11 protein-coding genes are annotated in these 11,699 nt (G+C 48.3%); 9 read left to right on the top strand and 2 right to left on the bottom strand.

The features are described from left to right. Positions 1-45 precede the first annotated feature (45 nt). Positions 46-819, top strand: coding sequence for a fumarylacetoacetate hydrolase family protein (locus tag D0A37_RS25150; protein ID WP_242718580.1), 774 nt, complete (start codon positions 46-48; stop codon positions 817-819). Positions 820-906: 87 nt separating this feature from the next. On the opposite strand, the gene D0A37_RS25145 is transcribed toward D0A37_RS25150, so the two are convergent. Beyond that, positions 907-1,380 carry a Tic20 family protein gene (locus D0A37_RS25145; RefSeq protein ID WP_242718578.1) on the bottom strand — a complete coding sequence of 158 codons (474 nt, stop codon included), beginning with the start codon at positions 1,378-1,380 and terminating at the stop codon, positions 907-909. 142 nt (positions 1,381-1,522) lie between these two features. Further along, positions 1,523-1,720, bottom strand: coding sequence for a hypothetical protein (locus D0A37_RS25140; RefSeq protein ID WP_006631916.1), 198 nt, complete (start codon positions 1,718-1,720; stop codon positions 1,523-1,525). A gap of 168 nt (positions 1,721-1,888) precedes the next feature. Here D0A37_RS25140 and glyA point away from each other — a divergent pair, with 168 nt between their 5' ends. The 8 genes from glyA (at position 1,889) to D0A37_RS25105 (ending at position 11,340) form a co-directional block, all read left to right on the top strand. Next, positions 1,889-3,172, top strand: a complete 1,284-nt coding sequence (gene glyA / locus D0A37_RS25135) for a serine hydroxymethyltransferase (protein ID WP_278187109.1) — start codon at positions 1,889-1,891, stop codon at positions 3,170-3,172. Between the two features lie 454 nt (positions 3,173-3,626). Further along, positions 3,627-4,682, top strand: coding sequence for a glycosyltransferase family 4 protein (locus D0A37_RS25130; RefSeq protein WP_242718576.1), 1,056 nt, complete (start codon positions 3,627-3,629; stop codon positions 4,680-4,682). After that, complete coding sequence (locus D0A37_RS29190) at positions 4,679-4,807, top strand: hypothetical protein (protein WP_278187108.1); 129 nt, start codon at positions 4,679-4,681, stop codon at positions 4,805-4,807. The genes D0A37_RS25130 and D0A37_RS29190 overlap by 4 nt, the downstream gene beginning before the upstream one ends. Before the next feature lie 13 nt (positions 4,808-4,820). Beyond that, positions 4,821-6,077 (top strand): competence/damage-inducible protein A, encoded by a 1,257-nt coding sequence (locus tag D0A37_RS25125; protein ID WP_242718574.1) that lies wholly within the window; start codon positions 4,821-4,823, stop codon positions 6,075-6,077. Between the two features lie 299 nt (positions 6,078-6,376). Then, positions 6,377-6,514 carry a hypothetical protein gene (locus D0A37_RS25120; RefSeq protein WP_242718572.1) on the top strand — a complete coding sequence of 46 codons (138 nt, stop codon included), beginning with the start codon at positions 6,377-6,379 and terminating at the stop codon, positions 6,512-6,514. A gap of 105 nt (positions 6,515-6,619) precedes the next feature. Beyond that, positions 6,620-7,060: a type II 3-dehydroquinate dehydratase gene (aroQ, locus tag D0A37_RS25115; RefSeq protein WP_242718570.1), complete on the top strand. Its 441-nt coding sequence runs from the start codon at positions 6,620-6,622 to the stop codon at positions 7,058-7,060. A gap of 167 nt (positions 7,061-7,227) precedes the next feature. After that, positions 7,228-8,376 carry an ADP-ribosylglycohydrolase family protein gene (locus tag D0A37_RS25110; protein ID WP_242718567.1) on the top strand — a complete coding sequence of 383 codons (1,149 nt, stop codon included), beginning with the start codon at positions 7,228-7,230 and terminating at the stop codon, positions 8,374-8,376. A gap of 411 nt (positions 8,377-8,787) precedes the next feature. Then, the gene (locus D0A37_RS25105; protein WP_445242443.1) at positions 8,788-11,340 is read left to right on the top strand and encodes an HD family phosphohydrolase; all 2,553 of its coding nucleotides are present in this window, start codon (positions 8,788-8,790) and stop codon (positions 11,338-11,340) included. The last annotated feature ends 359 nt before the right edge of the window (positions 11,341-11,699 follow it).

Here is an 11,699-nt window from a genome sequence, read left to right as displayed (position 1 = left end):
AAGTCTTTTTGAATCGAGAATCTAAAATCTAAAATCTAAAATACTATGGCGCAGCGCTACGTTCGAGTTAAAACAACACAAGGACACATTCATTACGGTTTACTGCAACTAAGCCACAGCGTTCAAGTATTTGATGCACCGCCCTGGTTGAAAGGACAACCAACCGATTTGCAACTTTCACCCGATAGTTACCAAATTCTCGCCCCGTGCTCTCCCTCAAAAATTGTAGCCGTAGGCAAAAATTATGTCGATCACGCTGCCGAGATGGGAACCCCAGTACCGGAAGAACCCCTGCTGTTTTTCAAGCCTCCGAGTGCAGTCATCCCTGCAGGTGCAGCGATTCGTTATCCGCAGCAGTCGGAAAGGGTAGACTACGAGGGAGAATTGGCCCTGGTAATTGGCGAACATTGTAGCAACTGCACTCCCGAACAAGCACACAGCAAAATTTGGGGCTATACGATCGCCAATGACGTAACAGCTAGAGATTTGCAAAAGCGGGACAACCAGTGGGCCAGGGCCAAAGGGTTCGATACTTTTTGTCCCTTGGGGCCTTGGATTGTCCGCGAACTGAGTCCTGCTGCACAATTGCAGACTTTTGTCAATGAGAGCGAGCGACCGGTACAGTCATCCCAGATCGATCGCATGGTATTTTCGCCAGACTTTCTCGTCTCCTACATCAGTCAAATTATGACCCTAATTCCCGGTGATGTGATACTGACGGGAACGCCGCAAGGAGTAGGGCCGCTACAAATAGGCGATCGAGTCCGAATTGAAATAGAAGGCATTGGCAGCCTTGAAAATACAGTTGTCAGTTGTTAGTAAAAGTTGGGAATTGGAAATTAATTGGTAATTAGAACCAACAGTCAACAGTCAACAGTCAATCGTCAACTGCCAACTGCCAACTGACTATCGTACCTGCATATAAACAGCATCCGAAAGCGGAGGAATCTCTGCATAGCGTCCCAAAAGCGACTGCACGACTGCATAGACAAATGCAGCAAAAGCGCCTAAAAACACCATGTTATAGAGAGTTTCCGCAATAAATGCGACTTGGACGCCGTTAGAAAAAATCGGCAAAACTAGACCGCACAGCATCAAAACAATGTCTAAAAGAATCGCCTGCATCGCATTAAAACGAATGAAGTGACTGATGTTTTCGTTTCTAACTACTCCTAAATACAGGGCAAAGAAGATAATCAAGCTAGCAAAGGGCAAACTATAAATTTGCATCAATGGAGCTAGCGGTATCAACAACAGTTGCAGGACAGGAAACTGTGTAAACAGAAACCTGCCAAAGGCAAGCCCGTCAACCAACGGGAGCAAATAAGGCAAAGAAGCAAAAATCCGCTCTGGAACAGTTGTAGATCCGCGCCAAGTCATAATGAACTCTCCTGAGTCTATCGATTAACTATGAATTCCATTAAACTCAGGATAACGCAGCAGCAGGGTTTGTGTTTCGACTCTGCCGGAACTTGCTTTTCACTCAGCAGGGAGCAGCCTCAACTACCAACGCCAGGCTTTCTTATTTAATATTGGCAATGACGAAGCCCATTTGACACTCGTACCGATCGGGCAAATTTTCCGTAGGTTTAGCAACTGGATGTCCACAGCGAAGCTCTCCACCGCTCCAGCGCGGTTGGCCAGTGCGATCTGCCAGCAAACAACTTTGGCAAACACACTGAGGGGCAAGCATCTGATTTTCCATTAAAATGACTAACACTTGATACCTCCGACAGGTTTCACACCAGTAATTTCATTGTATGTCAGGAGTTGGGGACAAACCGCTTAACCTGAACACAACGTAATATTTATGTCAATCGTGCGAAATCCGTAGTACCGTATAAGATCCCCAATTCCCAATCCCAAAATTGTCAAGAGGTTGATTATTGTGACGGACACTAACTTAGAATTCCTTTCCAAAACCGATCCGCTGATTGCCGATTTAATCGGGCAAGAGCTCCAGCGCCAACGAGACCACCTAGAACTCATCGCCAGCGAAAACTTTACCTCCGCAGCGGTAATGGCAGCTCAAGGCTCAGTGCTGACCAATAAATACGCCGAAGGACTGCCAGCCAAACGGTACTACGGCGGCTGCGAATTTATTGACGGCATCGAGCAAATTGCGATCGACCGCGCCAAACAGCTATTTGGAGCCGCTCACGCCAACGTCCAGCCCCACTCCGGCGCTCAAGCCAACTTTGCAGTGTTTTTGAGCTTGCTGGAACCAGGAGACGGAATTATGGGCATGGATTTGTCCCACGGCGGACACTTGACCCACGGTTCGCCGGTTAACGTATCCGGCAAATGGTTCAAAGCTTTTCACTACGGCGTCAGCCAAGAAACAGAACAGCTCGACTATGACGAAATTTTGGCACTCGCCAAAGAAAACCGACCAAAATTGCTAATTTGTGGCTATTCAGCATATTCGCGAATTATCGACTTTGAGAAGTTTAGAGCGATCGCCGACGAAATCGGAGCCTACCTGCTCGCCGACATCGCCCACATCGCCGGGTTAGTCGCCACAGGGCATCACCCCAACCCCCTCCCTCACTGTCACGCAGTCACCACCACCACTCACAAAACCCTGCGTGGCCCCCGTGGTGGCTTGATTATGACTAATGACCCGGAATTAGGTAAAAAGTTTGACAAAGCAGTTTTCCCCGGAACTCAAGGTGGGCCCTTAGAACACGTCATTGCGGGCAAAGCAGTAGCTTTCGGCGAAGCATTAAAGCCTGAATTTAAAACTTATTCCGGTCAAGTAATTGAAAATGCGCGCGCATTAGCGGAACAGTTGCAGCAGCGGGGTTTAAAACTCGTTTCCGGCGGCACGGACAATCACTTAATGCTAGTTGATTTGCGATCGGTAAACATGACAGGCAAACGAGCCGACCAATTAGTCAGCGGTGTGAATATTACTGCTAATAAAAATACCGTGCCTTTCGATCCGGCATCGCCCTTTGTCACCAGCGGTTTGAGACTCGGTTCGCCGGCGATGACCACCAGGGGAATGGGAACACCAGAATTTACCGAGATTGGCAATATTATTGCCGATCGACTGCTAAATCCAGATGATGAAAGCGTCGCAGCCAACTGCCTGCGTCGAGTAGCAGCACTGTGCGCTCGCTTCCCCTTATATCCCCACTTGTACTTGAAAGTGCCGGCATTAGCTTAATTTTCCTGATCGGCAATGGGAAATTGGTAGTTGGAAGTGTACGGGTAAAAGGGTAAAAGAGCAGGAAAAGATTGAGAGTTGCCGGGAGCGATATTGACAAGCGGTTTTCACCAAAAATATCGATCGCCAATACGGTTTTTAGTAAAGATATTTGTCGGGCGGGGCTGGTTTGACTAAGGGTATTTGTCGGTTGCGAAAGATACCGCTAAACTGGGCCCGCTCGCCAAATATTGACTTTTTTGTTCGCGAAAGAGTCGATATTTCAAATCGTTAATTCGAGAGTTATGAATGAAAAACCTCACAATTCGCCCCAGGGCAACTGCCATTGCGGCAAATCTCCGACTCCCAAACCCCCAGTCGCTCTTCAAGATGTTTCCTTGTTATAAGCCATCTGAAATGTAGTAGACTCTGCCTGACAGTCTAATTGCCCCGCACTATTTAAAATTGATTTCAGATGCCGTACCAGTATCTGTACCACATACTCGCTTTTCTGGTTTCTGCGATCATCGTCCTCTGGAGTACGCCAATAGTCAAAAAAATTGGTCTAAAAAGCGGGCGAGTCGATCGGCCAGGCGAGCGAAAAGTCCACAAGCGCCCAATGGTGCGCTTGGGAGGAGTTTCCATCTTTCTCGGCACTATCACTGCCCTCTTATTTGTCTGGCTCTCAGGAGGCTTCATCGATGCTAACGGACAAGTTCTCAATCCCAAAGACGAATACGAAATTTGGGGAGTCACCCTCGGTGGCATCGGATTCTTCCTCATCGGTTTAGCAGACGACCTATTTTCGCTCTCAGCCTTAAAACGCTTGCTCATGCAAATTGGCGTATCCAGCATCGTTTGGATGGCAGGCGTACAAATTGAGTTTCTCACAGTTCCCTCCCTGGGACTGACTAACATTGGCTGGCTGAGTTTGCCAATTACCGTGATTTGGCTCGTCGGCATGGCGAATGCCATCAACTGGATTGACGGTTTGGACGGTTTAGCTGCCGGAGTTTCAGGGATTGCAGCAGTTGTGATGCTGATTGTCAGTCTGGCGATGCACCAACCGGCGGCGGCCCTGATTGCAGCGGCTTTAGCTGGCGGGACCTTGGGATTTCTGCGCTACAACTTCAATCCGGCTCAAATCTTTATGGGAGATGGCGGGGCTTATTTTATCGGGTTTACTCTCGCTGGAGTGGGAGTAATTGGGTTAGTTAAAACTACGGCTGTTACTTCTGTGTTGCTGCCATATTTAATTTTAGCTGTACCGATTTTAGATATGTCGGCGGTGATTCTCGATCGACTTCGCAACGGCAAGTCACCGTTTATTGCTGACAAGCGCCATCTGCACCACCGACTTCTACAAGCCGGACTATCCCATCGATTTGCGGTTTTATTTATTTACTCGCTGACACTGTGGGTAGGAAGTTTAGCCCTAGCTTTTTCGCTTCCCAGCGGCGTAATTTACGCTATGGGTGCGACAAGTTTGCTGGGATACGCTAGCTGGAAAGTTTGGAGACACGCTAGGTGAAGGAAGAAGGAAGAAGGAAGAAGGAAGAAGGAAGAAAAATAATTTTTAATTCCCAATGCCGAATTCCCAATGCCCAATTCCCAATTACCTATGCCCAATTCCCCAATCTAAAATCCAAAATCTAAAATCTAAAATTGAATGGTTGCTGAAATTATTTGTGTTGGCACTGAATTGCTGTTAGGCGATATTCTTAATAGCAATGCCCAGTTTTTAGCCAAAGAATTAGCGAGTCTGGGAATCCCTCACTACTACCAAACAGTGGTGGGGGACAATCCAGAACGTATCAAAAAAGTGTTAGAAATCGCTGTCAGTCGATCGCAGCTTTTGCTCTTCACCGGAGGCCTGGGCCCCACACCAGACGACCTCACAGTCGAAACGATCGCCGATTTTTTCGGGGTTCCCCTCATCGAAAAGCCGGAAATTATCGCAGATATCGAATACAAATTTGCCCAGCGGGGACGCACCATGAGTCCCAGCAACCGGAAACAAGCTTTAATTCCAGAAACTGCGGACATTCTGCCGAACCGCAGCGGTTCTGCACCGGGCATTATTTGGCAACCGGTTTCTAACGTGACAATAATGACATTTCCCGGCGTACCGGCGGAATTGCACTTGATGTGGCGAGAAACCGCTGTTCCTTACCTGAAAAATGGCGGCTGGTGCAGCGAAACTATTTACAGCCACACATTGAAATTTTGGGGCATTGCTGAGTCGGCATTGGCGGAAAAAGTAGATAGTTTTCTGAATTTAACTAATCCTACTGTGGCTCCCTACGCCAATCACGGCGAAGTCAAACTGCGGATTTCGGCCCGCGCGGAGTCCTCCGTGGCTGCGAAAAACTTGATTGAGCCGATCGAACAACAATTGCGACAAATTGCCGGCTCGGACTGTTACGGTGCTGATAGCGATACCCTCGCTTCGACTGTGGGCCAATTGTTGCTGGATGCGGGGCAAACTCTTAGCGTGGCTGAATCCTGCACGGGAGGAGGATTGGGGGCGATGCTGACGGGTGTTCCCGGGAGTTCTTGCTACTTTTTAGGTGGGATTATTTCTTACGACAATCGAATTAAGGAAGGATTATTAGGCGTTAATCCGCAAGATTTAGCCGAATTTGGGGCAGTCAGCCACCAAGTGGCAAAACAAATGGCTGCGGGAGTTCGCGCCAGCCTCAATACAAATTGGGGATTGAGCATTACAGGCATCGCCGGGCCCGGAGGCGGCACAGATGCTAAACCTGTCGGACTGGTTTATGTTGGTTTAGCAGGGCCCCACGGATCCGCAGAAAGTTTTGAATACCGCTTTGGCGATGCCAGAGGCCGCGAGTGGATTCGGCATCTGAGTAGCTGTACGGCGCTCGATCGGCTCCGGCGTAAATTATTGTTGGCAAAAGCGTAGAAAAAATCTAGTAATTTGTCAATTGTCAACTGTCAGCCGTAAGCTTAAGCTTTATTTAACACTCTATACTCCGATATAATTCGGCAATTTTCCTTTTGCCTCTTGATTATCTGTAAAGATTCGTTATGATAATAAGATAGGACTGATTGGCAAATATACTGACTCTCTCCATTGCTCAAAATAACCAGCAAGCGAGAAAGCAAGTTTGACCTTTGGTTTCAAAGTCGTGCTTGCTTATTTTCAGAGATTTAGCCGTCGGTTTAGCAATCTAGACTATAAAAAAAGGAGCTATCCGTTCAATGGAAGACATTGAAAAGGTGCTGGAACAAATTAAAGAATGGGTTCGCAAGCTGATAGAAGGACTGCTGGGTCCCGAACCTGAACCGGAACTCGAACCAATTCGTATTCCTGTCAACCAACCGAGGAATCGCAGGTAGTCAGGGCTGAATTAGAAGTTTGAGGTTTGAGGTTTGAGGTTGGAGACGGGTTCTAAATCCCAGGTCAAAACTCTCATAATTTTTGTTGCGCTGGATTTTTTAAAATTGTTAAATATCCTGGTACTTCACGGCCCTAATCTGAATCTATTGGGTCAGCGAGAACCTGGAGTTTATGGTTCTGCGACTTTAAATGATATCAACAAGTTGCTAGAACGAGAAGCGCAAGCCCTCCAGGTGCAAGTCTCCATTCAGCAGTCGAATCATGAAGGGGTATTGGTGGATGCAATTCACTCGATGTTAGGGCAGCACCAAGGCTTATTGATTAATGCTGGAGCTTATACTCATACGAGTGTGGCAATTAGAGACGCGATCGCCGCGGTGAATATCCCTGCGGTAGAAGTTCATCTGAGCAATATTTACCGGCGGGAAGCTTTTCGCCACCACTCGTTTATCGCAGCGGTGGCGATCGGGCAAATCAGCGGTTTTGGCTCGGAAAGTTACCTGCTGGGGCTGCAAGCTCTAGTTAGTTACCTGATTAAAAATTAAAAATTTACCGATTGTAGCGATCGGATGAGGGCCGGTTTTAGATGGAAAACCAGCCCTTATATGTTTGGGTTTAATTCCAATTAATCACAAGAATTTGGCAAAAAAGGATACCAAAAAAAATTATAAATTATAAATTACCAATTACTAACAACTTGAGTTAAATTCAAATGCGGCATTCCCTGTTGAGCAAGTTTCAAGGAACAATCCTGGGTGCAGTTTTAGGAGACTCTATAGGCCTGCAATACCAAAGGCAACTCGTGGGTATTCCCCCGCAAGCAGAAGACTTGGAGCCGATTTTACCACTGACGAAACACCAACAATTAACCATAGGTGGGGCAACATTCGCGTTGAATTCCCTCAATAGCAAAATCCCCAGTGGCAAAGACTCATCCGCATCCGGGAGACTTGCGGTGGCGTGTACTCAAAGTTTAATTCGGTGTAGGGGTTTAGATTTAAAAGATTGGCGCGATACTTGGGAAACATTTGCCAAATCGGAAATCTACCATCCGCCAAGCACGGAGTTTGAAAGCATCTTTAATCCTTGTGAAGCTGCCGTTGCGGCGTTGCCTGCTGCGATGTTTTTTCACGAAAATAAAGCCAAGCTGCGAGAAAAAATCATGCTGGCGATAGAGGTTTGGCCAAACGAAAACAAGCCAGAATGGGAAACAGCAATTTTAGCAGTAGGATATACGATCGCCCGAACTCTAAAAGAAAAACTTGACCCCGCCACCGCGATCGAGGAAACAATTGCCTACGTGAAAACAGAGAATGCCCTAACAGAGCTGTTGCTGCAAGTACAAATACTATTAGAAAAGGGAGCCGATTTAGAAACAGCCGCAACTCACCTGTGCAAAAGCGCCACAGCTTTTCGAGAAAGACAGGACGAGGGCAAGAAAAAATCACAAACAAACTCAATTGTCAACCCTGAAAATTTCATTCCCATTGCCCTAGCTTTCTACTGCTTCTTGAACACCCCAGAAGATTTACGCTTGTCAGTGGTGCGGGCTGCCCGCTGTGGTATAGCCGGACAAATAACCTGCGCTTTGACGGGAGCGTTGTCTGGAGCCTATAACGGCGTTGCTGGAATTCCTGTAGAATGGCGACAGATATCTTCGGCTGACGTTAAATCCCAGCAGCTAGCCGAGGGCCGAGAACCCTCGCTCTGGGGAACGGGTAGTGATGGAAAAATTGTAGAGTTAGCAAATAACCTGTTTGCTGTTTGGGCAGGAGTTTACAGGCCTGATGCCGGACTGGATTCTGCAGCACTAGCCCGATCTGTGGCTGCACCTTATGTCATTAGACCTCGTAAAATATAAAGTTTGGAGCTTTTAACGGTAAGGGGAAACCAGAAATTAGCCATTAAGCAACTCAAAAGCGAAAGTGGAAGGAGAGCGACAATTAAATATTAAAAAGCGAAAAATTAAATCGGACGCGCCTGCCCCAACAAGCCGGGTTTCAACGAGAATATGGGTTTGGAAACTAAGAATCTAGGGAGAAACAGGGTGTTTACCCCTGGCACGGGAGTTCTGTTCAAGATAGACAAGGGAAGCCAAAAAGCTGCTTGCGTTGTTGGCCACCGTCAGGAAACTCAACTGCTGGCGATAGTCAGGCAAAGTAGCCTGGGGGGTTGAATATTCAGCCACGGTAGTTCGGATAAACTCAATCAAGATGCAGAGTCAGAAATTCTGACAAAGCTGCTGGATAACAGTGATATATCTTCGACACAAATGAATACGCTCTCCTCATTGATGCGGCAGATTGAGCAGCTAGGGGCTGCACGCTCACTGCGCCAACACATTGCTAAAGTGCAAAATGGCGACAGCAAAGTAGATACCGATCGCGCTGGCGGGTCTCTCCTGAACCGTTTGTCGCGCCACAAATGGGCTCCGCCCGAGACTTTTACTAGATTTTCAAGTAAAACCTCCAAATCAAGCCTCAAAAATCAAGCTCGTTCCCCTATGTTGGCGCTCGTAGCTGTAGTTTCTCTAAGCAGCACTCTGGGGCACCGCTTTTACAACCAGCCGAAACTGGATGTGGGGACGAAAGCTCCTCAGACGATTAAGGCTCCTGCTACTGCTAGCGTCCCGGATTACAAAACTACTGAAGAACAGCGGAAAGCAGCGCGGATCGGGGCTGTAGCGATATTAATGCTAGATCCGGAAGTTGATCGACAAATTTATCAAGAATTGCAACAATTTTTACAGCAGGGGAGCGAGCTGCGGGGGGCGGTAGGCCCGTTTCCGTTTGCCAGTACCTCGGCGCTCTCAAATGCAGCTCAGGTTTACTTGCGGGGCTGTCCCGAGTGGGAGTGGCGATCGATTTTGGCGCAAGCGGGGGACAAAAGTGCAAGTTCCGAGCGATTGAGTTTGAGTTCCCCCGCAGTTGGTGGCCAGACGGAGAACAACTCTCGGCAGGATGCTATCGCTCAACTGCAAGCTTACAGCCGATCGGTTGGGGCGGCAGACTTTCAAAACCTGACAGACAGTATTTCCTCTGCTCGTCGGCGCTATCTCAATGCTGTGGAGGCGCTGGAAAAACCGTCGGTTTTGGGGTTCCCACAGATTTACGATACTTCCCTATTTGATTTGTCGGATGCAGCTTGGGAGAAAACGCAAACGGGCATGACTCGGGCAGCCAAAAGGATGGTGGCTCAAGGTATCCCGCAGGGGTTGCCAAAAGAGATTTTGAAAGAAGCTGTGATGCTGCAAGTGGCGGATGAAGTGCCGTTAGAGTCTCAAGCTTTGGCGGTTGAGGGTTTAACAGCGATTTTGCAGCCAAATCTGGTGAGAGATCGCGAGGAAACCAAACAGCTCGCTGACTTAGCGGCGCAAAAGGTGAAACCGGTGATGATCGCCGTAGATCAGGGCGAGATAATTGTTGCACAAGGAAAAGAGATCTCGCAGCAAGATTTCGTGTTGCTGGACTATTTTGGTTTGAGCCGCCGGGGGGTAAATTGGCTGGGGCTGACGGGTTTTGTTTGTTTAGTCGCGGGGGCAATTGCGATCGTACTGCTGGTGGAAAGGCACTACCGCTTGCGCCGGAGAGATCATGTGCTATTGCTGCTGCTGACTTTGAGCGCGCCGGTGCTGGTGAGTTTGGGGCTGCCTTGGACGAGTTTGCCCGCGATCGGGATTTTAGCGGGCGGCTTCTACGGTTCGGCGGTAGGAGTGACTGTGGTGGGGCTGCTGTCGGCGCTGCTGCCCATTGGCTTAAATGTGGAGTTCATTCATTTAGTCGCTAGCGGAGCCGGGGGATTGCTAGGCGCTTTTATGGCCGGGCGGCTACGATCGCGCGAGGAATTGGCTCTTTTGGGCGTGGCTGTGGGCTTGACTCAGGGTACGGTTTATCTGGTGGGGACTTTGATTGCCAGCGCGGCTGCCGGTGCAATTTGGTACGTTGTGCTCGGTACTGTGGGCGCGCAAAGTTTGGCCGGTTTGGCTTGGAGCGTTGTGGCGATCGGCATCAGCCCTTATTTGGAACACGTTTTTGACTTGATTACGCCGATCCGGCTGGCGGAACTTGCCAATCCCAACCGCCCGCTATTGAAGAAATTGGCTGCCGAGGCTCCGGGGACTTTTCAGCACACGCTGTTTGTGGCGAGTTTGGCGGAGGCTGCGGCCCGAGAACTCGGCTGCAATGTTGAGCTGGTCAGAGCTGGGACATTATACCACGATATTGGAAAAATGCACGACCCGCTCGGATTTTGTGAAAATCAAATGGGTGGGGGCAACAAACACGATGAAATTAATGACCCTTGGGCGAGCGCGGAGATTATTAAAAAGCACGTTAGCGAGGGTTTGGTGATGGCGCGGAAGCATCGATTGCCGAAGGCAATTCAGGCGTTTATTCCCGAGCACCAAGGTACAATGTTAATTGCTTACTTCTACCACCAAGCGCAGCAAATTGCGGCAAAAGAAATAGAAGATTTAAAGAGTGCTTTGTCAGATGCGGATAATTCAAAGTTAACAATCGTAAGTCGCCAAGTGAGGGAGAAGGATTTTCGCTACGATGGGCCGATTCCGCAGTCGCGGGAAACCGGGATTTTGATGCTGGCGGATTCTTGCGAGGCTGCTTTGCGATCGCTCAAGGATGCTACTCATGAAGAGGCTTTGAATATGGTTAATCGGATTTTGAGGGCTCGCTGGCAGGATAATCAGTTAATTGATTCGGGTTTAACGCGGGAGGATATGTCTCTAATCGCAGAGATTTTTGTCCGGGTTTGGGAACAGTTCAATCACAAGCGGATTGCTTACCCCAGTGCAGTTTTTACTCCCAGGTAGGCGGAAATTTTTAGTTAGGAAAAATCAGCTCGCATTTCAGTTGTGAATCAGATTTCATGGCGATTTGCCCCGCAAATAGCCATGCACTTCAGGATTGTCGCTGACAATTACCACAGTTTGTTTGATTCCTCAAAATTCCGAAGAGTCGATATCTCTTTCGCCGGTTAGGTGCGATCGCAATTTTTGCCAGTCTTCGGCATCGATCGCATTTGCAAAAGCGATGATAGTATCTACAACCGAAGCACAGTAAACAATCCAGCGGATTTCGGGCCGTTCCTACATCACAAATAAACTTTGTGAGTTGTGAGTTCAAAAGATTTTAATTTTATACCGCAGATGAACGCGGATAAATGCCGATT

The organism is Microcoleus vaginatus HSN003, assembly GCF_022701255.1.
GTDB lineage: Bacteria > Cyanobacteriota > Cyanobacteriia > Cyanobacteriales > Microcoleaceae > Microcoleus > Microcoleus vaginatus_B.
Note: the sequence above shows the minus strand (reverse complement) of the source record. Positions and strands in the feature narration are given on the sequence as shown.